Origin of the sequence: Streptomyces sp. NPDC088157 (assembly GCF_044741545.1) — a bacterium.
Lineage (GTDB): Bacteria > Actinomycetota > Actinomycetes > Streptomycetales > Streptomycetaceae > Streptomyces.
Genome location: NZ_JBIUSU010000003.1, coordinates 521,059 through 543,618 on the forward strand (window position 1 = coordinate 521,059; position 22,560 = coordinate 543,618).

Genomic DNA, 22,560 nt, shown 5'->3' on the forward strand with positions numbered 1-22,560 from the left:
ATCTCAGACAGACGCCGTGTCCTGGGTCTTCGTGGCGGCCGGCCACCGGCGGCGCCGCCGCTCGTGCAGCAGGCCCAGGGTGATGGCGGCGGCCACCGCGATGAGGTGTTCGCGGCCCGCGAGGTTGGGCCTGACGACCGACTCGAAGACCATCGAGCCGCCGGTGAGCACGAACACGACGGGGGCGCGGCGGACGACCGAGAGATACGTGAACAGTCCGACGACCGCGGCGGACGGGCCGGTGTCGAGCACCTGGCCCACCTCGGGCGGCAGTCCGAGGCCCCACCACCCCGGCCCCATCGCCAGCATCACGCGCACGGTGAGGGTGCCGGCCAGGGTGGCCGTGTAGGCGATCAGCAGGGTTCTGCGGCGGCCCAGGGCCAGTTCGGCCAGGGCGAAGGCCAGGAACAGCTGAGTGATGCCGGCCCACACCGGCAGGTCGAGGGCCGGGACGTACAGGGAGACAGGGGTACGGAGCAGGGCGAGCCACAGCGGCAGGTCGCCCTGGACCCCGCCGAGGATCCGCACCGCCGCCTCGCCCCGGGGGTGCTGGGCGATGGCATGGAAGAAGATCACGCCCGCGCAGGCGACGAACGCCAGCAGCAGCGCGGCGGGACCTCGCCGGCGCAACTGCCGCAGGGGATCGACGACGATGCCGTACCACTCACCGCGCAGCGTCCGGCCGACGAACTCGACGGCGGGGAAGAACGCACCACCGCGCGGCCTGCCCCCGGCGCGGCCGGAGCGCGCCTCCCCCCCGGTCCGGCCGCCGCGCGGCTCGCCCCCGGTACGGCCGACGCGCGGCGTCCCCTCGGTGAGGCCGCCGCGCGGCTCGTCCTCGGCACGGCCGGAGCGCGACCCGCCCACCGCACCGACGCGCGGCTCGTCCTCTGTCCGGCCGGCGACGCGCGGCTCGTCCCCGGCGCGGCTTTCGCTCGGCCGCTCCAGGTCCGGATGCAGGATGCTCAAGGCCGCCCCCAAACACTCGTCGCACGATGTTTCATACGAGTCACGCCCCGGAAGACGCAGACACGACCCGCGAGGATTACTCCCGCACAGGCCGTCTACCTCACATTTCGACCAGGCCCCGGTGGGACGGGTGGGGCCGAAGAGGTCCGGGGGCGGCCGGGGCACCAGGTGACCGGTGCGCTCGATGACGCCCGGTCACGTCCCCGTGACGCAGGTGGGTTAGTGTCACCGCTGTGGAACGCACTGACCAGCGGAACATGACCCCGGCAGGATTACCTCGCACGGCGGGCCCGACCGGCCCCGGCGCCCTTGGCCCCCTCCCGTCCCGGACGACCGCCGCGTGAACCGATCGCTGCCCGTCGGAGCCCGGCCCGCCGCCGAACCCGTACCGGCCCTGCTCGCCGACGGCCTGCTCACCGAACGGCTCGCCCTGGCGGTACCCGAGGACACCAGGGTCGTGGTGACGGACTACGAGATCCCGCCGGGTGGCTCACTGCCCTGGCACTACCACGAGGGCCGGGTCGTCGCCGTGGTGACGGCGGGCGTTCTGACCCGGACCCTGGCGGACGGATCCGAGAGCGTGACGCCCGCCGGCGGATGCATCGTCGAACCGGTGGGGCCGCAAGGCGTGCACATGGCGGAGAACCGGGAGCCGGAAACCCTGCGTATCTGCGCCCTCTTCTTCCTGCCGCAGGGCAGCCCGCTGTCTACGCGCGCAGAACCGCCGGACCCGGTCCGCCGCGGCTGACGCGGGGCGGGCTCGCCGGGGTCACGTCTGCGGACGGGGGCCCGCCTCCTGCACCGGGAACGTCTGCTCGGCGCCCGGCAGCGTCGGCTTGGGCAGGGTGGCGACGTCCTCCTGCGCCCTCAGCAGCTGCTCCTCCGTGTCGTCGGGCAGCGCCGGTGCCGACGTGGTCGTGGAGGCGAACCGGAAGGCGGAGGTGAGGTCGCCGAAGGCACCGCGCCGCCAGTCGCTGATGTTGGGCTCCATGACCCCGGTGAGGCGTTCGAGGAACCGCAGGGTCGAGGTGTGGTCGAAGGGCTCCGTGGCCACCCAGCCGCCCACGGTCCAGGGCGAGACGACGATGGCGGGTACCCGGAAACCGCCGCCGATCGGCAGCCCGGCGACGAATTCGCCGGGTGTGTCCACGGGCGGGATCGGCGGCGGAACATGGTCGAACAGGCCGTCGTTCTCGTCGTAGTTGAGGATGAACGCGGTCTTGCGCCAGACCTTCGGGTCGGCCGCGATCGCCTCGATCTTCGAGGCGACGAAGGCCGCGCCCGCCGCCGGCAGATGGTCCGGGTGCTCCGACTGGCGCCCGGGCGGCACGAGCCAGGACACGGTCGGCAGCCGGTCGGCCCGGGCGTCGTCCTCGAAGGTGCCCTCCGGCTGCGGCCGTACGCCCCGTTCGTACAGCGCGGAGCCGGGGAGCGCGTCGCGGAACGCGGCGAACTGCTCCAGCAGGTTGCAGCCGTAGTCGTCCTCCTGCTGGTACACCTTCCAGTCGACCCCGGCCGCCTGGAGCCGCTCGGCGTACGTCGTCCAGCCGAACGGTGTCGGGGCGGAGTTGCGGACGACCGGTCCGCCGTGGGCGCCCTCGGAGTCGATGGTGCCGGTCATCCACATCAGGCGGTTGGGCCAGGTCGGGCCGAGGACCGAGCTGAAGTAGTGATCGCAGACGGTGAAGGTCTCGGCGAGGGCGAACTGGAACGGGATGTCCTTGCGTGTGTAGTAGCCCATGACATAGGGGGCGTTGGCGCCGTCGGCCGTGCGGTGGGCCGACAGCCAGCGGTCCATCCGGCCGCCGTTCCACGCCTCGTGCTGCACCGACCAGGCGTGGCTCGTGGACGGGATGGCCTGGGCGCTGGAGGTGCGGGTGTCCAGGTGGAAGGGCAGAAGATAGCCCGCGGGGTTCCCGGTGTCGGGCTGGTGGAAGACGGAGCGTCCGGTGTCGAGGGTGAGCGCGTCGGGGTCGGCGAAGCCCCGCACGCCGGACAGGGTGCCGAAGTAGTGGTCGAAGGAGCGGTTCTCCTGCATCAGCAGGACGACGTGTTCGACGTCGGCGAGTGAGCCACGGCGGGACGGTCCGGCCGCGACGGCCTTCTGCACGCTCGGCGGGAGGAGGGAGAGGGCCGCGGCGGCCCCCAGCGCGCCCGCGGTCGAGCCCAGGAGTCTGCGTCGGGTCAACTCGGCCATGTGGTGTGCCCCTTGGTGAGCGGAGGAAGCGGAGGAAGGCACCGGCCCGTGTCCCGCGCGAAACGGGCCATCGCTCGTTCTCCGCCCGGGCCGGGAACTCGGAGACCGCAAAACCGGCGCCGGACCGACCGCGCGTCAGATCCTGGGCGGCGCCGTGACGTTCAGGACCACAGCTCCTCGCTGTCGCACACCCGCGCCCCCAGGTTGCGCTCCATCATCACCAGCGCCGCGTCCGCGAGATCGGCGTGGATGTGGGCGACGGCGTCCCGGGGGACGGTCACGTCGATGTGCCGGATGTGGGCGTCGAGGGCCGAGTACAGGACGCACTGCTCGGTGACCTGTCCGCACAGCACGACGTGGTCGATGCCCTCCTGGTGGAGCAGGTAGGACAACGGGGTCTCGAAGAAGATCGAGTGGCGTGCCTTCAGGACGAAGAGGGACCTCCGGTCGGGCAGCAGCGGCTCGACCAGTGCGGCGTGCGGGCCGGAGAGGGCCTTGTCGAGGAGTTCGCCGTGGTGGGAACGCCACTGGCCGAAGTTGTCGTTGACGTAGACGACGGGCACCCCGGCGTGGCGGGCCCGGTCGAGGAGACCGGCGGCCACCGGGACCACCTCGCGCGCCGACGGCAGAAGCAGGTCGGCGTCCGGATGGTCGTAGGTGTTGATCATGTCGATGACGATCAGCGCGGTCTTGCCCATGCCGCTATGGGTTCCCAGCGCGGTGTGAGTATGACGGCACGTCACTCGTCCGCACGAGAAAGCGGCCGGGCTCCCTTTCCGGGATCCCGGCCGCTTACCTGCCTCGGGCCGCGCCGCTCAGCTCTGCTGGGCCGGCGCCGGCCTCATCGCGTCTCCCGGAAGTCGACGTGCCGCCCGGCGACGGGGTCGTACTTGCGCAGGACCAGCCGGTCGGCGTCGTTGCGACGGTTCTTGCGCGTCACGTAGGCGACACCGGTACCGGCGGTGGACCTCAGGGTGATGACGGGGCGCGCTGTACTGCGGGCCATGGGGGCCTCCTCTCACACCGACTCGCACCCACTGAACGGTGCATGCCAGTCAGGTGCTGCAACAGGAGGCCGGGCCCGCGCATTCCCGGGGCGGCGGGCACCCGGCCGGCGAATCTCGGTGGCGGGGACCACGACCCGCTCGGTTACAGTGCTCCGCCGGTATCGGGCCGGTGTCGAGAGGAGACACAGCGGTGCGCTTTGGGGTGGGGAACGTGGGACACGTGGGACGGGGGCTGACGCTGGCGGCGCTCTTGTCGGGGCTGATGACGGGTTGCGCCGCCGAAGGGGCCGGCCCGGACGCCGCGTCGGGGGCGTCGGCGAGGACGACCGCGAAGGTCGCCCAGCGCGGAGGGTCCATCGGAGCCCCGGGGTCCGCCTGCGAACTTCCCGTCACCTTCGACATCGCCGAGTTCTGGAAGGCGGAGGCGGTGGACGCCCAGGAGGAGACCGCCGCCACCGGCGATCCGGCCGACCTCGCCGACGCGTTCCTTCGCCAGGGCCCGGTCACCATGGCCTGCGAGGTCGACGCCAAGCCCGCGGGGAAGATCGGGTTCCTGCGGGTGTGGACCGGCGAGCCGGGCGACGCCGACGCGCGCGCCGTGCTGGAGGGCTTCGTGGCCGCCGAGAAGCAGGCGAGCGGGGCGAAGTACCGCACGTTCGAGGCGGGCGACATCACCGGTACCGAGGTCGAGTACGTCACCACGAGCGAACTCCTCGAGGAGACGAAGAAGGAGCACGCCCTCGCCGTCACCACGTCCGGGGGCCCCGTCGTCCTGCACCTGGGCGGCATGGACACCGCGGAGCACGAGGCGATGCTCCCGGCGTACGAGCTGGCCAAGAGCACTCTGCACGCCACCAAGGGCTGACCCGGCCCGGACCCGGTCGGGCGCCCTGCGGCGGGCCGGCGGCCGAGGCCCGCGCGACGCGACCACCGCGCGGCGCGCGCCCCGGTGGGCCGTCCGCGGGCGCAGGACTCGTCACCGTCGGCCGGCCCGGTCGCGGCCCGGCCGGTCAGTGGCCGAGCAGGGCGCGCATCCTCTCGGCGGCGCGTACGGCGGAGTCGCCGCAACAGGTGTTGAACAGCACGTGCACCCGCTCGGCCCGCGCCGCGAGCGCCCGTGCTCTCGGCACCCACTCGCGGAGCTCGCCGTCGGTGTAGTCGTGCCGGAAGCGGTCCTCCTTGCTGCCGGCGCCCCAGGCCGGGCTGCGGCCGTGCAGGCGGACGACGGCCAGCCGCTCGCAGGTGACGGGCGTGACGGGAGGCACGGCGGACGGCAGGGACTGCCGCATGTCGACGGCGACGGCGGCGAAGCCGTGGGACCGCAGCAGGTGTGCGGTCGCGCCCTCCTGTTCGCCCCGCCACCAGTCGGGGTGCCGGAACTCGACGCAGACCGGCCAGCCGGCGGTGCGTTCGGCGCACTGGGCGAGGAAGGCGTCCGCCCGTGCGCCGGGACGGAACCACGGCGGGAACTGGAAGAGGACGGCGCCCAGTCGCCCCGTGTCCCGTAACGGCCGGATCCCGTCCGCGAACCTCCGCCACACCTCGTCCAGGGCCTTGGGGCCGCGAATGTCGTCGGGCAGGCCCGGTGGCAGCACGGCGGCCCTGGTGGGGTGGCCGGTCAGGAGGGAGAAGGCCTTCACGTCGAACACGAAGCCGTCGGGCGTGCGCTCCGTCCACAGTCCGCTGGTGCGCTCCCCGGGCAACGCGTAGTAGGTGGCGTCGACCTCGACGACCGGGAAGCGTTCGGCATAGTGGCGTAACCGTCCCTCCGCGTCGCGCCGCCCGGCCGGATACCAGCCGCTGGACACCAGCGCCCGGTCGGTCCAGGAACACGCGCCCACCAGAATCTCGCCCATGGCGTGCGATTACCCCTGTGGAACCCGTTCTCTCCGGTCGCGCGGATGCACATCCGGCCAGGTGTGGCGCATTCTTGCTGTGTCGCCCAAGCGGCGGCGCACGGACTAGGTAGGGCCTCATGACTGGGAGCGCCGGAAACGAGCGGAAGCCGTCCGGGCCGCCGCCCGCGCTGCTGACCGGGGCCGTGGCGGACGCGCTACGGGTGACGGACGGCCGCATCGGTGGCGTGTACCTGTGCTCGCCCACCTCCCGGCTGCTGCGCCTCGCGGTCCTCTCGGGGCTGCCCGGCCCGCTGTTCCGCCCCTGGTGGCGGGTACACATGGACCGGCCGTTCCCGGTGGCCGACGTGCATCGGACGGGCGTGCCCGTGGTGCTGGCGAACGCCACCGAGATGATGCGCCGCTACGCGCAGCTCGCGGCGGGTCTGCCCTTCCAGTTCGGCTCGCTCTACGTGCCCGTCGTGGCGGACGGGCGGCCTTTCGGGGTGCTGGCCGTCCTGCGCCCGGCGGCGGCCGACGCGGCGGAGGTGCAGGCGGAGCGCGAGCGGCTGACGGCGGTGGCGGACGCCCTGGGAGCGGCACTGCTGCGGCACGACTCGGACGGCGGGGACGTCGCCTGGGACGGGGAGCCGCTGTGCGTGAGGCCGCCGGCCGCGGGACCCGCCCCGGGGCGCGTCGGGCGGTTCTCGTGGGACCCGGCGACCGACGTCGTCACGCTCGACGAGCAGGCACGCACCCTGCTCGGTCTGCCCCCGGGCGAGTCCTCCCCGAACACGCTGGACGCGCTGGCCCGGACCGTCGACCCGACGGACGCCCACCGGCTCCCCGGCCTGCTGCACCGGACGGCCGGGGGCCGCCCGCCGCCGCTGCCGATCCAGGTACGCACCACCGAGGGCGGCCTGCGTCTCCTCGAGCTGTGGGAGGCGACGGACGTCGGAACCCTGCCGCCGGATCCCCCCTGGCCCCCCGGCACGCCCCGCCCCATCGCCGGCGTCCTCCTCGACCCGGGCCCGGGCGCCCTCGCCGACGGAGCCGCCGACCTGCTCCCGGAGGGAGTGTTCTGTCTCGACCGGCTGGGGCTCGTCGTGTACGCCAACCCGCGGGCCGGGCACCTGCTGGGCGTGCCGCGGGACCGGCTGGTCGGCCGGTCGCTGTGGGAGGCGGTGCCGTGGCTGAGCCAGCCCACCTGCGAGGAGCATCTGCGCGGCGCCCTGCTGTCGCCCGAGCCCGCGCACTTCCATGTGCGGCTTCCCGTCCCCGCCGGCCGTTCCGCCGTCCCCCGGCCGTACGAGGGCGACTGGCTGCGCATTTCCCTGTACCCGGGGGCGGACCTCGTCACCTGCACGGCGGTCCCGGCGAACCGGGTGCCGGACGACGCGACCCCCGAGCCGTCGGAGACCGGCTCGGGCGCGCCCGACTCCGCCGCCTCGGCCGCCCCGTTCTACCGGCCCATCGTCCTGGCCATCGCGCTGACGGAGGCCGTGACCGCACGCCAGGTGTCGGCGGTGGTGACGCAGGAGCTGCTGCCCGCGTTCGGCGGCCGTCGGCTCGCCATCTACCTGCTCCAGGAGCGGCACCTGTACCTGGCGTGGGAGTCCGGCTTCCCCGAGGGATTCCTGCGCCCCTTCGAAGGGGTGGCCCTCGACGCCCGGCTGCCCGGCGTGGAGACCCTCACCACGGGCCGGCCGCTCTTCTTCGACTCCATGCAGCAGCTGGCAGCCGCCTATCCGGGCATCGCCCTGGACGCGTCGGAGGGAGCCCGCGCCTTCCTGCCGCTGATCGCCTCGGGCCGCCCGGTGGGCTCGTGCATCCTCGGCTTCGACCGCTCCCGCGGCTTCAGCTCCGAGGAACGCACGGTGCTGACCGCACTCGCCGGGCTGATCGCCCACGCGATGGAGAAGGCCCAGCGCTACGACACCGAGGCAGCCCTCGCCCGAGGCCTCCAGCAGGCCCTCCTCCCCCAGCGGCTTTCGCAGCACGCGCGCGTGGAGACCGCCGGGCGCTATCTGCCGGGCACCGAGGGCATGGACGTGGGCGGCGACTGGTACGACGTCGTGGAGGCCGGGGACGGGCTGGCGCTGGTCATCGGGGACGTGCAGGGACACGGCGTGCAGGCGGCGGCCACCATGGGGCAGCTGCGCAGCGCGGTGCGGGCGTTCGCGCTGGGCGACCGGCCGCCGGAGGAGGTCATGGGTGGCACGAACCACCTCCTCATCGACCTGGACCCCGGCCAGTTCGCCAGCTGTTGCTACGTCCGGCTGGACCCGGCCACCGGCGTGGCCCGGGCGGCGCGCGCCGGGCACCTGCCGCCGCTGCTGCGCCACCCCGACGGCCGAACCGAGGTCGTGGACCTGTCCGGCGGTGTGGTGCTCGGGGTGGACCCGCGCGCCCACTACCCGGTGACGGAGCTGCGGCTGGAACCGGGCGCGATCCTCGCCCTCTACACGGACGGGCTGGTCGAGCGGCCGGGCCAGGACATCGACGACGGGATCGCGGCGCTGCGCCGGGCCCTGGCCGAGGCCGGAGCCCGGCCCGGCCCTCCTCCGGCCGCGGCCGACGCTGCCGGTCCGGATTCCAACGGGCCGCCCGGCCGTCCCCGCACCGACGCCGCCGACCCGGCACCGCGCCCGGCCGGGGCCGGAGCCCGGCCCGGCACCGCCCCGGCCGCGTCCGACGCCCGGGAGCCGGAATCCGACGGCCCTCCCGCCCGTTCCCTCGCGGACGTCGCCGACCGGCTCACGGCGACGGCTCGGCAGGCCGCGGACCGGGCGGACGACATCGCCCTGCTGCTGGCCACGCGGCGGGCGGCGGCGGAAGTCACCCATGGCGAACGCCCGAGGCACGGGCGTGACCGTGCGTGACGCCTCTCGCCTCGCGCGGCCCGGCAGTGTAGACATGGCACATGGTCCGACTCCTGGGGCGCTCGGATGCCCGGCCGGCCCGTCGTCCCCGGGGCCCGCGGGTCCGGCGTACGCCTGAGTCCGCCCTGGGCGGGCGCAGTCTCGCCGCGCAGGTGTTCGTCCTCCAAGTGGTCATCGTGCTGCTGCTGGTCGTGGCCGCCGTGGTGGCGCTGCTGCTCCAGGTGCGGCACGACACCACCCAGGAGGCCCGTAACCGCTCCGTGGCGGTCGCGCAGACCTTCGCCAACTCGCCGGGCATCGTCGAGGCGCTGAACAGCCCGAATCCGACGGCCGTGCTCCAGCCCAAGGCCGAGGCCGCCCGCAAGGCGTCCGACATGGACTTCCTCGTCGTCATGAACACCGACGGCATCCGTTACACGCATCCCAAGCCGGACCGCATCGGCAAGAAGTTCGTCGGGAACATCCAACCGGCGCTGGACGGCGGGGTCGTGGTGGAGGAGGTCGACGGGACCATCGGCCGGCTGGTCCAGGCCGTGGTGCCGGTGAAGACGGCCGACGGGACCGTCGTCGGCCTGGTGTCGTCGGGGATCACCACCGCGCACGTCGGCGGCAACGCCGACCGGCAGCTGCCGCTCGTCCTCGGCAGCGCCGCGGTCGCCCTCGCCCTGGCCACGGCGAGCACGGCGCTGGTCAGCCGCCGGCTGCTGCGCCAGACCCACGGCCTGGGCCCGCGCGAGATGACCCGGATGTACGAGCACCACGACGCGGTGCTGCACGCCGTACGGGAAGGGGTGATCATCGTCGGCGGGGAGGGCGACCTGCTGCTCGCCAACGACGAGGCCCAGCGCCTGCTGGACCTGCCCCCGGACGCCGAACGGCGCCAGGTCCTCGAGCTGGGACTCGACCGGGACACCGCCGAACTGCTGGCCTCCGGGCGGATGGTCACCGACGAGGTGCACCTGGTCGGGGAGCGGCTGCTGGCGATCAACCAGCGGCCCACCGACCTGGCGGGCGGACCGGCCGGCAGCGTGGCCACCCTGCGCGACTCCACGGAGCTGCGCGCCCTGTCGGGCCGGGCGGAGGCGGCCCGCGAGCGCCTCGACATGCTGTACGCGGCCGGGGTGGGCATCGGGACCAGCCTGGACGTCGCCCGGACCGCCGAGGAGCTGACGGAGCTGGCCGTGCCGAGGTTCGCGGACTTCGCGACCGTTGATCTGTTCGACGCCGTCCTGGACGGCGAGGAGCCGGAGGCGCGCGGCGCGCTGCGGCGCACGGCGGTGAGCGCGATCCGCAAGGGCGCGCCGCTGTACGCGGTGGGTGAGCGGATCCGGTTCGTGGACTCCGCCCCCCAGGCCAGCAGCCTCGCGAACGCCCGGGCGGTCCTGGAGGCCCAGCTCGCCCAGGCGCCGGGCTGGCAGGCCCAGGACCTGGAACGGACCGAGCAGATCGTGGAGTTCGGCATCCACTCGCTGATCACCGTGCCCGTGCGGGCCGGCGCTCTGATCCTGGGCGTGGTCAGTTTCTGGCGTTCGGAACGGCCCGATCCGTTCGACCCGGACGAGGTGGTGCTCGCGGAGGAACTGGTGGCGCGGGCCGCGATCTCCATCGACAACGCGCGCCGGTTCACCCGCGAACACGGTATGGCCGTCACTCTTCAGCGCAGCCTGCTGCCGCGCACCCTGCCCGAACAGAACGCCCTGGACATCGCCTACCGCTATCTGCCGGCGCAGGCGGGCGTGGGCGGCGACTGGTTCGACGTCCTGCCCCTGTCCGGGGCCCGGGTCGCCCTGGTCGTCGGGGACGTGGTGGGCCACGGGCTGCACGCGGCGGCCACCATGGGGCGGCTGCGTACCGCGGTGCACAACTTCTCCTCCCTGGACCTGTCCCCGGAGGAGCTCCTGGGGCTGCTGGACGAGTTGGTGGCCCGCATCGACCAGGACGAGGCGGACGACGGCACCGACGCGCCCGTCTCCGGGGCGACCTGTCTGTACGCCATCTACGACCCGGTCGCCCGGCGCTGCACGATCGCCCGCGCCGGCCATCCGCCGCCGGCGCTGGTGCACTCCGACGGCCGGGTGGAGTACCTCGAGGTGCCCGCCGGGCTCCCGCTCGGGCTGGGCGGGCTGCCGTTCGAGACGCTGGAGCTGGAGCTGGCCGAGGGCAGCTCGCTGGTGCTGTACACCGACGGGCTGGTGGAAGACCGGGAACGGGACATCGACACCGGTCTGACGCTGCTGCGCACCGCGCTGGAGCGGAGTGCCGAGGGTCCGCCGGAGGCTACCTGCCAGGCCGTCCTGGACGCCCTGCTGCCGCCCCGCCCGAACGACGACATCGCGCTGATCGTCGCGCGGACCCGGGCGCTGGGCGCCGACCGGGTGGCCGAGTGGGACGTGCCGGTGGACCCGGCGGCGGTCGGCGAGGTGCGCGCGGCGGTGGTGCGGCAGCTGGCGCGCTGGGACCTGGACGAGCTGTCCTTCACGACGGAGCTGATCCTGAGCGAACTGGTCACCAACGCGATCCGCTACGGCAGCGCCCCCGTGGCCGTCCGCCTGCTGCGCGACCGCACCCTGATCTGCGAGGTCTCCGACGGCAGCAGCACCTCACCGCACTTGCGGTACGCGGCGATGACCGACGAGGGCGGCCGCGGTCTGTTCCTCGTGGCGCAGCTCACCGAGCGCTGGGGCACCCGCTACACCCCCAAGGGCAAGGTGATCTGGGCCGAACAGCCGCTGCCGTGAGGCGAGTCGGCCGCCACTCGACTCATAAATGGCGCTTATGAGTCCATAGACCGGACCCGCGTACCGGGTAAGGCTTGCCTTAGTTTAGGCTTCCCCCGAGTCGATCTGTCGCCACTCGAAGGGAACCTGATCATGCCCCGCCCCCTGCGGGTAGCCATAGTCGGAGCCGGCCCCGCCGGGATCTACGCCGCCGACGCGCTGCTCAAGTCCGATGTGGCCGCCGACCCGGGTGTCTCGATCGACCTCTTCGAGCGCATGCCGGCCCCGTTCGGCCTGATCCGCTACGGCGTCGCCCCGGACCACCCCCGCATCAAGGGCATCGTCAACGCCCTGCACCAGGTCCTCGACAAGCCGCAGATCCGCCTCTTCGGCAACGTCGACTACCCGACCGACATCAGCCTGGACGACCTGCGCGCCTTCTACGACGCGGTGATCTTCTCGACCGGCGCGACGGCCGACCGCGACATGTCGATCCCCGGCATCGAGCTCGACGGCTCCTACGGCGCCGCTGACTTCGTCTCCTGGTACGACGGCCACCCGGACGTGCCGCGGACCTGGCCGCTGGAGGCCGAGAAGGTCGCGGTCCTCGGCGTCGGCAACGTCGCCCTCGACGTGGCCCGTGTCCTGGCCAAGACGGCGGACGAGCTGCTGCCCACCGAGATCCCGGCCAACGTCTACGAGGGTCTCAAGGCCAACAAGGCTCTGGAGATCCACGTCTTCGGCCGCCGTGGCCCGGCGCAGGCGAAGTTCTCCCCGATGGAGCTGCGGGAGCTGGACCACTCGCCCACCATCGAGGTCATCGTCGACCCCGAGGACATCGACTACGACGACGGCTCGATCGCGACGCGGCGCGGCAACAAGCAGGCCGACATGGTGGCCAAGACGCTGGAGAACTGGGCGATCCGCGACGTCGGCGACCGCCCGCACAAGCTGTTCCTGCACTTCTTCGAGTCGCCCGCCGAGATCCTCGGCGAGGACGGCAAGGTCGTCGGCCTGCGCACCGAGCGCACCGCCCTCGACGGCACCGGCAACGTCAAGGGCACCGGCGAGTTCAAGGACTGGGACGTCACGGCGATCTACCGCGCCGTCGGCTACCTCTCCGACAAGCTCCCGAAGCTGCCCTGGGACCTCGACTCGGGCACGGTCCCGGACGAGGGCGGCCGCGTCATGGAGGAGTCCGGCGAGCACCTGCAGTCGACGTACGTCACCGGCTGGATCCGCCGCGGTCCGGTCGGCCTCATCGGCCACACCAAGGGCGACGCCAACGAGACGGTCTCGAACCTGCTGGACGACCACGCCAACGGCCGTCTGCACACGCCCGCCTCGCCCGATCCGGAGGCCGTGGAAGCCTTCCTCTCCGAGCGCGAGGTCCGCTTCACCACCTGGGAGGGCTGGTACAAGCTGGACGCCGCCGAGAAGGCGCTGGGCGAACCGCAGGGCCGCGAGCGCGTGAAGATCGTCGAGCGCGAGGACATGCTGCGGGAGAGCGGCGCGTAAGCACGGGCGCGGGGTTCGGTGGCCTCGTCGGACCGCTCGGGCGGCCTCGGCCCGGCACCCGAACCCCGACTCCCCCGCGCCCGCGACCGGGGGCGGGTGCCTCACCGAGGCGTACCGAGGCGTACCGGTGAGAACGCCGTCGGGCTGTCCGGGGTCACCTTCCGGGGCGACCGGGACGGCAGGGCGACACGGGTGACCGTGGAGGCGTTCGACGAGAACGGCCTCGGTACCTTCACCCGCGCACAGGCGGACGCCCCGGCCAGAGCCGCACCTCCGTGGCCGGGCCCGGTCAGCCGTCGTCGCGCGGGTAGGTCTGGATCACGCGGGCGTGCACATCGGCCCGCAGGTAGGCGCTGCCGTAGTCGTCCGACAGGTAGACGCTCATCGTCGGCTCGCTGTCGAAGACGGTGGAACCCGGGTTGATCACCAGGTAGCGGCTCGTCGGCTCGGGAACGCCCAGGGACTTGGCGGCCCTGGTGAGCAGCGCGGGCACGGCGTCCCAGTCGTAGACGTCCAGGTCGACGGGGATCGCGCCGTTCATGACGCTGCCGCCCGGCCCGTCCTTCACGGCCACGTCCCCGCCCCGGTAGACGTACCGGTCGTAGAGCTTGGGGTGCCCGGCGACGACGCCGTCGGCGATGGCGTACTCGCCGTACACCACGAGGCTGGTGACCTTCGACCCGCCCATGGCGGCCTTCAGCTTCGCCACGGCCGTCTTGATGCCGTCCGCACCGAGCAGATCCACCTTCGCCACGGCAGCGGCGCCGCCGGACGAGCCGCCCGAGGACACCGGCCGGGCACTGTGCGACACGGACGCCGACACGGACGGATCCGACGTGGCCGCGCCGCCGTCACCGCCGTCCTTCGTGTGCGGGAGCAGCGTCCACACCAGAACGCCCGTCAGGGCCGTGCCGAACACCGCTCCGACGACCGCCGTGCCGCGGGTGCGCCGCCCATGGGGCCGGGCGCCGGTGTACGGCAGGGCGGGGGTGACGTCGGCGGCCCCCGGCGGAGCGAGGGGGTAGGAAGTCCGCGGGGCGTCCTGGACCGACGCCGGTATCGGTGCCGGCACCGGCACCGGCGGATACGGCGCCTCCCCGGTCGCGGTCACGGCCGCGAGCATCCGGTCGACCTCGGCCGCGTCGGGGCGGGCCCGCGGGTCCCGGACGAGCAGCGCCCTGAGCACACCGGTCAGCGGTCCGGCCCGGCGCGGCTCGGGCACGTCCTCGCCCAGTACGGCCGCCAGGGTGGCGAGCGTGCTCGCCCGGCGCAGCGGATGATGCCCCTCCACGGCGACGTACAGCAGCATCGCCAGCGACCAGAGGTCGGCGGCGGGACCGCCGTCCTTGCCGCTGACCCGTTCCGGCGCCATGAAGTCCGGCGAGCCGATGACGGCGCCGGTGGCGGTGAGACTGGCGGACTCCCGGACGGCGGCGATGCCGAAGTCGGTGAGCACGGGCCGCCCGTCGGGACGCAGCAGGACGTTGGCGGGTTTCACGTCACGGTGCTCGATGCCGACGGCGTGCGCGGCGCGCAGCGCGGACAGCACCTCACGGCCGAGTCGGGCGGCCTCGGCCGGCGGCATCACGCCCCGGTCGAGCCGGTCCTGGAGGGAACCGCCCTCGACCAGTTCCATCACGATCCACGGATACGTGTTCTCGCCGCCGTCGACGATGTGATGGATCGTGACGACGTTGGGGTGGTGGACGCGCGCCAGCGCGCGAGCCTCCCGCAGGACGCGCTCGCGCAGGGTGCGGGCGCCCTCGGGGTCGTACTCGGCCAGGTCCGGGTCCGGGGGTCGCACCTCCTTCACGGCCACGTCCCGACGCAGTGCCAGGTCGTGGGCGCGCCAGACCAGGCCCATACCTCCGCCACCCAGTCGTCCGACCAGCTCGAAACGACCGTCGACGACGCGTCTGTGGGGTTCCGCTGTGCTCATGGGGGGAGCTTAGGGGTACGGACCGACAGGCGGTGTGTCGGCCGGAGGAGGCACAGCGCGAATGGTCCGGCGGGGCCACGGGCATGCTGTGAACGAGGTCACTTCCGCCGGGCCGTGCCGGAACCGTTCCCGGACCGCTCTCCCACTCGCTCATCGCCCTCCCCCACGAAGGACATGTGCTTTGGCTCTTATGTACCCTGACGCCCCCTCGGCCCGCCGTCCGGGCCGCTGCTGGACGATCCGTGTGGTCGGGCACCGGGACCGCTCCGCGTCGGTCACCTGCTCCTCGGCGTGCGTGATGCCGCCGCGCTCCCGGGACATCGCGGCCCTGCGCCGCTTCGCGGAGGCCCACGCGGCCGCGCACGCCAGAGCGGCGGCCGTGCATCACGACGCCTCCTGCTGGTGCCGCCGTCAGCGGTGCGCGCTCCACGAGGACACCCGGGTGGCCTGCGCGGGCACGGTCGTCCTCGTCCTGCGGCACGACCCGGCGGTCGGCCAGGTGTGGACGCTCAGCGAAGTCTGCGCCGCGTGCGCCGCGTCGCTGCCTCACGCGCGCGTGCTGAGCCGGGCGGCTCCACCAGCGCCCCGCGTTCCGGCCACGGGTGCGGGGACGGCCCCGGGCGCAGGGACTGGGACAGGAAAGGGCACGGGTACAGGTACGGGCACCGGCGGGGGTCCTGGGGCTGGTCGGAGTGCCGGTACGGGAGCGAGCTCGAACCCCGGTCCGGACTCCGCCCCCGGCTCGGACCCGAGTTCGAACACGGGTCCGGGTTCGGCTGCGGGCGCCGGTTCGGCCGGGGGTTCCGGCGCGGGTCGGCCGTCCCCGTCCGGCCCTGCGACGCCGACCGTGGGACCGCCGCGTCTCGTCCCGGGCGGGTTCAGCGCGCCCTCGTCGGGCGTCGGTGCGGGCCCGGAACGCAGTGGCGGACGCCGACGCGGGGTCGGCGGACGGCGCGGGCGGACCACAGGGTCGTAACCGCGCCACGATCCCGCGCGGGCACACCGGTTCGGCACCCCGACACCCCACGGGAACGGCGCACCTCGGCGTGGATCGGGGCGTTCGGGGCGGGCCTGACGCGTCCCGGCCGGCGCACTGCGTCAGGGCTGGTACCGGGACTGCGGCGGGATCCGGACGGGCAGGGCGCCGAGGATACGGCCGCGGGCCTGCGGCGGAGGGGGCGGCGAAGCCGGTGGCTCACCGCGACGGACGACGGGCCGGCCGTCCGCCCACCGCCCCGCCACCAGCTCGGCGATGCGTGCGCCGCTGCGCCGCCCCTCCAGGTGCAGTCGGCCGATGTTGGTCCGGTCGTCGGCGAGCAGCGTCAGCACGGCGGACGGCCCGGCCGCGTATGTCGCGAGGTATCCGTCGGCCCCGCGCACCAGCAGCTCGCGGAAGTCTCCGCGGGCCGCGAGGTCGACCATCCGGCGCCCGACGCCGAGTGCCGCCGCGGTGAGCGCGGCCAGCCCTTCCGGCTGCACGTCCGGCATGTCCTGGGCGAGGACGAGGCCGTCGGCGCCGGCCGCCAACGCCCCCGTCAGATTGGGCATACGGGTACGCAACCGGTGCAGTTCGTGCAGAACCTCGGTCTCGACGGCCATGACCGTTGCCCCTTCGGCGCGTTGTCGACTGACACGGATCAAGTGCGGTGCGGCGCGCGGTGGTTCAGGTGCCCCTGAGGTTACGGAAAGCGGCGGCCGGAAGCGATGGCTTCGGCATTTTCCTTTGGAACATGCCACACGCCCAAGGTCGCGCCCGGACCCAGGCGCCCCGCCGGAACTCGCAATCCCCGGTACCGCCCTGACCGGTCTGGCCACTCTGGCCGTTGCGGACGTTCTGGACTTTCTGGACGTTCTGGACGTCGCGGCAGCTCTGGCCGTTCTGGCCGTTCTGGCCGTTCATGAGGGGCCAGACCCGCCTGCCGGCTCCCTCCTCCTCTCGACGCACGACTTCGGGGCGGCTCCCAGCCGGAGCGGGACTGCGGTGTCGGGGCGAGGCAGGCCGCCGGGAGACGGTGAGGGGCCCTTCCGCCGGGTCCCACCGCACGGTGGCGCCGGACGGGCCGGTCGGGAGTACCCCCGGTACGCGGGCGCGCGGACAGGGCTCGCCCCTGTGCGGATGGTGGGCGAGTCCTGTCCGCCGGCTCCGATTCTCGGGTCCGGGAGGCCGGCGAGCCCATGGGTGCGGGAGCGCCGGCCGTGGTGTGTCGCGCACACCCCGTTCGAGTGGCGCACACCCCGCGCCGTCGACGGACCGGATCGGGACGCGTGCCGTGTCCCACGCCGGGGAAGGTGCTTGCGGAGCGGGCCCCCGCGAGGGCCCGCGTCACCGACCCGCTTGGTCGTGCACGCCCCGCGGCGAGCGATACTGGCCTTCGCACGTCGTCGCCACGTCGTCACCCGCCCTCACGAATGGACTCATGCACATCTCCGCGACCGTTTTGCCCACGACGCCCTCCACGGTGTGGCAGACCCGTGGCCGTCACACCGGCCCCACCGCACCGGACGTCCTGCGCAAGCACCTTCAGGGCCTCAAGGACGCCGGGACCGTCCAGGACTTCATGGAGCTGCCCGACGCCGACACCCCCGAGGGGGAGACGGCCTTCGAAGCCCGGTGGACGGTCGCGGAGGAGGTCACCGTCCGGGCCCGGCTGCGGCTCGCCGAGTGGTCGGGCCAGGGCCAGGAGTGGACGCTGACGGCGGAGGCGGAGCGACCGTGGGACCTGCGGTGGCCGTCGCCCGCCGACATGTTCTGGCCCTGGGAGGCGGACGCCCCCTGGGGTCAGGAGACCGTCACCGGTGAGCGCTTCCTCGCCGCCAACCCACTGCCCGCGGACGACAAGGAGCTGCGGCGCGCGCTGCGGGCCGCCCTGCGGGACACCTGGACCGTCCACCTCGTCGTGCACGAGGCCATGACGCCCGACGAGCGGGGCCGGCGGTCGCTGGTCCCGCTGCTGCCGCCCGGTCTGCACCACCGGGTCGTCGAGCACCGCGCGGCCCCGCACCAGCTGCGCACCGTGAACTGGTCCCTCAAGGAGACCGGGGTGGAGGTGCCGCGCGGCGGGGCGCTGGTACTGCCCGGCGCTCCCGCTCCGGCCGACTACGAGGCCGCCGAATTCTCGGTGCGCAGCGTGTTCCTGGACGGCACGCATCCCACCGAACTGCTGGACGCGGTACGGCGCTTCGCGGCCCTGCCCAGGCCGCTGCCGGAGGGCGCAGACGCCGCGCTCACCGTGCTGCGGGAGGAGTGGCAGCTGCTGACCCTGGAGGAGGAACTCGCGCGGGAACGCGAGCTGGTGACCATGTACAAGGAGGCGCTGGAGGCGATGACGGCTTCCCGGGACCTGTACCGGGAGGCCGCCGAGCACGCCCATGAGGCGCTGGCCGCGTACCGGGAGGCGGCCGCCGAGGGCTGGGAACCGCGGCAGGCGCCGGCCAGGAAGGGCGGCTCGCCGTTCCAGCAGCTGGGCCGGACCCTGGAACGCTTCAAGGAGACGACGAAGGGCCTGCGCCCGGCGGCCCCGGCCGAGTCGCCGGAACGGGACCGCACCACCGCCGGAACGGGCGCCACCGGCGACGACGAACCCGAGGTGACCGACCGGTAGGCGGGGGCCGTCGGGCCTCCGTGGCGGAATTGCCCCGCGCCGGGACGTGTCAGGCGCCCCGCTCTGGATACGCGGTCCCCACGGCACCACGGACCGCCCCGGAAGGGACCAGGACATGGGCAGCGAGCACGGCCCCCGGTCGGCGCCCCACCGCTCCGACACGACCCTGCGCGTCAACGGCAAGCCGCACACCGTCACGGTCGACCACCGGCGGGTGCTGCTGGACGTGCTGCGGGAGGATCTGGACCTCACCGGAGCGAAGAAGGGCTGCGACCACGGTCAGTGCGGCGCGTGCACGGTCCTCGTCGACGGTCGGCGCGTCAACAGCTGTCTGCTGCTCGCCGTCGCCCTGGACGGCTGCGACATCACGACCGTCGAGGGCCTGTCCGGCGACGGCGAGGAGCCGCATCCCCTCCAGCGGGCCTTTCTGGAGCGCGACGCCTTCCAGTGCGGATACTGCACGCCCGGACAGATCTGCTCGGCGGTCGGCGCGCTCGCCGAGGCCGAGACGGGCCATCCCTCGCACGTCACGGACCCGGCGGCGCCCTCCGGACGGCCCGTCGCGCTGGACCGGGACGAGATCCGCGAGCGGCTCAGCGGCAATCTCTGCCGCTGCGGCGCGTATCCCCGCATCGTCGACGCCGTCGAGGACGTGACCGGGGCGGACCGCACGCCATGACCGGGCCGCTCGACGGACCCGACCGCGGCAACCAGAGGACGTGAACCGGTGGAATCCTTCGCCTACGTACGGGCCGGCAGTCTCGCGGAGGCCGCCGACGCCTTCGCCGCGCACCCTGGCGCACGCTATCTGGGCGGCGGCACCAACCTCGTCGACCTGATGAAGCTCGGCGTGGAACGGCCGACCGCGCTGGTCGACGTCACCCGGCTCCCCCTGAACGAGGTGACGGAGCTGCCGGACGGGTCGCTGCGGATCGGCGCCCTGGTGCGCAACAGCGACCTCGCGGCGCACCCGCGCGTCCGGGACCGCTACCCCGCCCTCTCCCAGGCCGTGCTCGCGGGCGCCTCGGGCCAGTTGCGCAACGCCGCCACGACCGGCGGGAACCTGCTGCAGCGCACCCGCTGCCCCTACTTCCAGGACGTCTCCAAGCCCTGCAACAAACGGGAGCCGGGCAGCGGCTGCGCCGCCCGGGACGGCGTGCACCGCGACCACGCGGTGCTCGGGCACTCCGAGCACTGCATCGCCACCCACCCGTCGGACATGGCGGTGGCGCTGGCCGCGCTGGACGCCGAGGTCGAGCTGTACGGCACGGCGGGCGTACGCCGGGTGGCCGCGGCCGGGTTCCACCGGCTGCCCGGGGCGGAACCCCAGCGGGACACCGTGATCGAACCCGGCGAGATCATCACCGCCGTCCTGTTGCCGGCCGCCACGGCCGGGTTGCCGTCCGCGTACCGCAAGGCGCGCGACCGGGCCTCGTACGCCTTCGCGCTGGCCTCCGTCGCCGTGGTGCTGGAGGTCGCCGACGGTGTCGTCGCGCACGCGGGGATCGCCTTCGGGGCGCTGGCACACCGCCCGTGGCGGGCCCGGCTGGCCGAGGAGGCGCTCCTCGGCGCGGCTCCCACCCGGGCGGCGTTCGAACGGGCCGCCGAGCTGGAACTGGCCGGGGCCCGGCCGCTGCGCGACAACGCCTACAAGGTGCCGCTGGCCCGCAACCTCGCCGTCGACGTCCTGACGCGGCTCGTGCCGCACGAGGAGGAGTCATGACCGCCGTGGGCGCTCCCGCCGAGCGCCGGGAGGGCCGGGAGAAGGTCACCGGAACCGCCCGTTACGCCGCCGAACAGCCCTTTCCCGGGCGGCTCTTCGCCCGTCCCGTGCCCGCGGCGACCGCGCGGGGCCGGGTGACCGACGTCGACGTCACGGCGGCGCTTGCACTGCCCGGTGTCGTCACCGTGCTCACCCATCGCAACGCGCCCCGCCTCGCCTCGGCCGACGACGCCACCCTCGCCGTGCTCCAGGGCCCCGAGGTGCCCAACCGGGGCTGGTTCGTCGCCCTCGTGGTGGCCGACAGCCCGGAGGCGGCCCGGGCCGGCGCCGCCGCCGTACGGGTCGCCTGCGTCGAGGAGAAGCACGACGTCACGCTCACCGCGGACCACCCGCGGGCCTACGTCCCCGAGAAGATCAACGGAATGTTCCCGGGCGTACGGGAACAGGGCGACCCCGACGGCGCGTTCGCCGACGCGGACGTGCGGGTCGACGTCGGCTACCGGGTGCCGCCCCTGCACAACCACCCCATGGAGCCGCACGCCAGCACCGCGCACTGGGACGGCGAACGTCTCACGGTGCACACCTCCAGCCAGGGCACCACGGCCGTACGCGGCGTGCTCGGCGCGATGTTCGGGCTGGCGGAGGAGCGGATCACGGTCCTCGCCGAGCATGTCGGCGGTGGCTTCGGGTCCAAGGGCACGCCCCGGCCGGACGTGGTGCTCGCCGCGATGGCCGCATGGCACACCGGACGCCCGGTCACCGTGGTCTTCCCCCGCCGCATGCTGCCCACCTCCGTCGGTCACCGGGCGGCCACCCTGCACCGGCTGCGCCTGGGCGCGGAGCCCGACGGCCGGCTGACCTCCCTCGTGCACGAGGTGACGACGTACTCGTCACGCGTCAAGGAGTTCGTCGAGTACGCCGGGATGCCGGCCCGCGTCATGTACGCGGCCCCGCACAGCCGCAGCCTGCATCGCGTGGTCCGGCTCGACGTGCCGACACCGTCCTGGATGCGGGCGCCCGGCGAGGCGCCGGGCATGTACGCCCTGGAGTCGGCGATGGACGAGCTGGCCGAGGCGCTCGGCATGGACCCGGTCGAGGTGCGGGTCCGCAACGAGCCGGACGCCGAGCCGGACAGCGGCAGGCCGTTCAGCAGCCGGCACCTCGTCGAGTGCCTGCGGGAGGGCGCCCGCCGCTTCGGGTGGTCCGACCGGGACCCCCGGCCCCGGACGCGCTCCGACGGCCCGTTGCTGCTCGGGACGGGCGTGGCCGCCGCCACGTACCCGGTGCAGGTGTATCCGTCGAGCGCGGCGGCCCGTGCCCTGCCGGACGGGTCCTTCCTCGTCGAGGTCAACGCCGCGGACATCGGCACCGGCGCCCGTACGGTCCTGGCACAGGTCGCGGCGGACGCGCTGGGCGTGCCGCTGGAGCGGGTGGGGATCCGGGTGGGCAGCAGTGATCTGCCGGCGGCCCCGCTGGCGGGCGGTTCCTCGGGCACCGCCTCCTGGGGCTGGGCGGTGCGCGAGGCCTGTGTGGGGCTCGCCGCGCAGCTGGCCGGACGTCAGGGTGCGCTGCCCGACCGGGGGCTGGAGGTGCGCGCCGACACGGCAGGGAAGGCCGACGCCGAAAGTCCCTTCGCGCGGCACGCGTTCGGGGCGCACTTCGCTGAGGTCTCGGTGGACACGGTGACCGGAGAGGTGCGGGTGCGCCGGCTGCTCGGGGTGTACGCGGCGGGCCACATCCTCAACCCCCGTACCGCGCGCTCCCAGTTCGTCGGCGGGATGACCATGGGCCTGGGCATGGCGCTGACCGAGGGCAGCACCATGGACGCCGCCTTCGGCGACTTCCCCGAGTCCGACCTCGCGTCGTACCACGTGCCCGCGCACGCAGACGTGCCGGACATCGAGGCGCACTGGATCGACGAGGACGATCCGCATCTCAATCCGCTGGGCGGCAAGGGGATCGGCGAGATCGGGATCGTGGGCACGGCGGCCGCCGTCGGCAACGCCGTGCACCACGCCACTGGCGTCCGCTTCCGCGAACCGCCCCTGACTCCCGACCGTGTGCTGACGGGCCTGCTGCGGGCCCCTCAGCACACGGTGACGACCGACTGACCGGCTCCCGCCGAGCCGACGCCAGTCCGAGGTGCTCCGGCGCCGCGGGCGTCCCCCCGG

General features: G+C 73.9%; 16 protein-coding genes. 9 read left to right on the plus strand and 7 right to left on the minus strand.

Translation table 11 applies throughout. The features are described 5' to 3' along the window. Positions 1-3: 3 nt before the first annotated feature. A complete protein-coding gene (locus ACIPFH_RS13540; protein ID WP_401825934.1) occupies positions 4-969 on the minus strand; it encodes a hypothetical protein in 966 nt (321 codons plus the stop codon). A gap of 340 nt (positions 970-1,309) precedes the next feature. On the opposite strand from ACIPFH_RS13540, the gene ACIPFH_RS13545 reads away from it, so the two are divergent. Continuing rightward, positions 1,310-1,717, plus strand: coding sequence for a cupin domain-containing protein (locus tag ACIPFH_RS13545; RefSeq protein ID WP_401825936.1), 408 nt, complete (start codon positions 1,310-1,312; stop codon positions 1,715-1,717). Positions 1,718-1,738: 21 nt separating this feature from the next. On the opposite strand, the gene ACIPFH_RS13550 is transcribed toward ACIPFH_RS13545, so the two are convergent. The 3 genes from ACIPFH_RS13550 to rpmG form a co-directional block, all read right to left on the minus strand. After that, on the minus strand, positions 1,739-3,166 hold the full coding sequence (locus tag ACIPFH_RS13550; protein ID WP_401825939.1) for an alkaline phosphatase family protein: 1,428 nt from the start codon (positions 3,164-3,166) through the stop codon (positions 1,739-1,741). Between the two features lie 161 nt (positions 3,167-3,327). Continuing rightward, entirely contained in the window at positions 3,328-3,864 is a 537-nt protein-coding gene (locus ACIPFH_RS13555) for a cysteine hydrolase family protein (RefSeq protein ID WP_401825942.1), read from the minus strand. 143 nt (positions 3,865-4,007) lie between these two features. Further along, on the minus strand, positions 4,008-4,172 hold the full coding sequence (gene rpmG, locus ACIPFH_RS13560; protein WP_356265059.1) for a 50S ribosomal protein L33: 165 nt from the start codon (positions 4,170-4,172) through the stop codon (positions 4,008-4,010). A gap of 212 nt (positions 4,173-4,384) precedes the next feature. On the opposite strand from rpmG, the gene ACIPFH_RS13565 reads away from it, so the two are divergent. Beyond that, a complete protein-coding gene (locus ACIPFH_RS13565) occupies positions 4,385-5,038 on the plus strand; it encodes a lipoprotein (RefSeq protein ID WP_401825945.1) in 654 nt (217 codons plus the stop codon). A 145-nt stretch (positions 5,039-5,183) separates the two neighbouring features. Here the strand turns inward: ACIPFH_RS13565 and ACIPFH_RS13570 are convergent, their stop codons facing one another. Continuing rightward, positions 5,184-6,029: a DUF72 domain-containing protein gene (locus ACIPFH_RS13570; RefSeq protein WP_401825948.1), complete on the minus strand. Its 846-nt coding sequence runs from the start codon at positions 6,027-6,029 to the stop codon at positions 5,184-5,186. Between the two features lie 119 nt (positions 6,030-6,148). Between ACIPFH_RS13570 and ACIPFH_RS13575 the strand changes: the two genes are divergently transcribed. The 3 genes from ACIPFH_RS13575 to ACIPFH_RS13585 all read left to right on the plus strand — a co-directional run bounded on the left by ACIPFH_RS13575 (position 6,149) and on the right by ACIPFH_RS13585 (position 13,125). Beyond that, positions 6,149-8,890: a SpoIIE family protein phosphatase gene (locus tag ACIPFH_RS13575; RefSeq protein ID WP_401825950.1), complete on the plus strand. Its 2,742-nt coding sequence runs from the start codon at positions 6,149-6,151 to the stop codon at positions 8,888-8,890. A gap of 41 nt (positions 8,891-8,931) precedes the next feature. Then, on the plus strand, positions 8,932-11,628 hold the full coding sequence (locus tag ACIPFH_RS13580; protein ID WP_401825952.1) for a SpoIIE family protein phosphatase: 2,697 nt from the start codon (positions 8,932-8,934) through the stop codon (positions 11,626-11,628). Positions 11,629-11,760: 132 nt separating this feature from the next. Next, on the plus strand, positions 11,761-13,125 hold the full coding sequence (locus tag ACIPFH_RS13585) for an FAD-dependent oxidoreductase (RefSeq protein WP_401825955.1): 1,365 nt from the start codon (positions 11,761-11,763) through the stop codon (positions 13,123-13,125). A gap of 289 nt (positions 13,126-13,414) precedes the next feature. On the opposite strand, the gene ACIPFH_RS13590 is transcribed toward ACIPFH_RS13585, so the two are convergent. Then, complete coding sequence (locus ACIPFH_RS13590) at positions 13,415-15,064, minus strand: serine/threonine-protein kinase (protein ID WP_401825957.1); 1,650 nt, start codon at positions 15,062-15,064, stop codon at positions 13,415-13,417. 1,098 nt (positions 15,065-16,162) lie between these two features. Beyond that, positions 16,163-16,663 carry a roadblock/LC7 domain-containing protein gene (locus tag ACIPFH_RS13595; protein ID WP_401825959.1) on the minus strand — a complete coding sequence of 167 codons (501 nt, stop codon included), beginning with the start codon at positions 16,661-16,663 and terminating at the stop codon, positions 16,163-16,165. Positions 16,664-17,481: 818 nt separating this feature from the next. Between ACIPFH_RS13595 and ACIPFH_RS13600 the strand changes: the two genes are divergently transcribed. The 4 genes from ACIPFH_RS13600 to ACIPFH_RS13615 all read left to right on the plus strand — a co-directional run bounded on the left by ACIPFH_RS13600 (position 17,482) and on the right by ACIPFH_RS13615 (position 22,500). After that, on the plus strand, positions 17,482-18,666 hold the full coding sequence (locus tag ACIPFH_RS13600; RefSeq protein ID WP_401825962.1) for a hypothetical protein: 1,185 nt from the start codon (positions 17,482-17,484) through the stop codon (positions 18,664-18,666). A 115-nt stretch (positions 18,667-18,781) separates the two neighbouring features. Then, positions 18,782-19,345 (plus strand): (2Fe-2S)-binding protein, encoded by a 564-nt coding sequence (locus ACIPFH_RS13605; protein ID WP_401825965.1) that lies wholly within the window; start codon positions 18,782-18,784, stop codon positions 19,343-19,345. 48 nt (positions 19,346-19,393) lie between these two features. After that, positions 19,394-20,389 (plus strand): FAD binding domain-containing protein, encoded by a 996-nt coding sequence (locus ACIPFH_RS13610; protein WP_401825968.1) that lies wholly within the window; start codon positions 19,394-19,396, stop codon positions 20,387-20,389. Beyond that, complete coding sequence (locus ACIPFH_RS13615; RefSeq protein ID WP_401825970.1) at positions 20,386-22,500, plus strand: xanthine dehydrogenase family protein molybdopterin-binding subunit; 2,115 nt, start codon at positions 20,386-20,388, stop codon at positions 22,498-22,500. Before ACIPFH_RS13610 ends, ACIPFH_RS13615 begins: the two co-directional genes overlap by 4 nt. The last annotated feature ends 60 nt before the right edge of the window (positions 22,501-22,560 follow it).

Bases quoted from the DNA above. Each gene is read 5' to 3' on its own strand.
- ACIPFH_RS13550 (WP_401825939.1), bottom strand. From the start codon at position 3,166: ATGGCCGAGTTGACCCGACGCAGACTCCTGGGCTCGACCGCGGGCGCG.
- ACIPFH_RS13555 (WP_401825942.1), bottom strand. From the start codon at position 3,864: ATGGGCAAGACCGCGCTGATCGTCATCGACATGATCAACACCTACGAC.
- rpmG (WP_356265059.1), bottom strand. From the start codon at position 4,172: ATGGCCCGCAGTACAGCGCGCCCCGTCATCACCCTGAGGTCCACCGCC.
- ACIPFH_RS13570 (WP_401825948.1), bottom strand. From the start codon at position 6,029: ATGGGCGAGATTCTGGTGGGCGCGTGTTCCTGGACCGACCGGGCGCTG.
- ACIPFH_RS13575 (WP_401825950.1), top strand. From the start codon at position 6,149: ATGACTGGGAGCGCCGGAAACGAGCGGAAGCCGTCCGGGCCGCCGCCC.
- ACIPFH_RS13580 (WP_401825952.1), top strand. From the start codon at position 8,932: ATGGTCCGACTCCTGGGGCGCTCGGATGCCCGGCCGGCCCGTCGTCCC.
- ACIPFH_RS13585 (WP_401825955.1), top strand. From the start codon at position 11,761: ATGCCCCGCCCCCTGCGGGTAGCCATAGTCGGAGCCGGCCCCGCCGGG.
- ACIPFH_RS13590 (WP_401825957.1), bottom strand. From the start codon at position 15,064: ATGAGCACAGCGGAACCCCACAGACGCGTCGTCGACGGTCGTTTCGAG.
- ACIPFH_RS13595 (WP_401825959.1), bottom strand. From the start codon at position 16,663: ATGGCCGTCGAGACCGAGGTTCTGCACGAACTGCACCGGTTGCGTACC.
- ACIPFH_RS13600 (WP_401825962.1), top strand. From the start codon at position 17,482: ATGCACATCTCCGCGACCGTTTTGCCCACGACGCCCTCCACGGTGTGG.
- ACIPFH_RS13605 (WP_401825965.1), top strand. From the start codon at position 18,782: ATGGGCAGCGAGCACGGCCCCCGGTCGGCGCCCCACCGCTCCGACACG.
- ACIPFH_RS13615 (WP_401825970.1), top strand. From the start codon at position 20,386: ATGACCGCCGTGGGCGCTCCCGCCGAGCGCCGGGAGGGCCGGGAGAAG.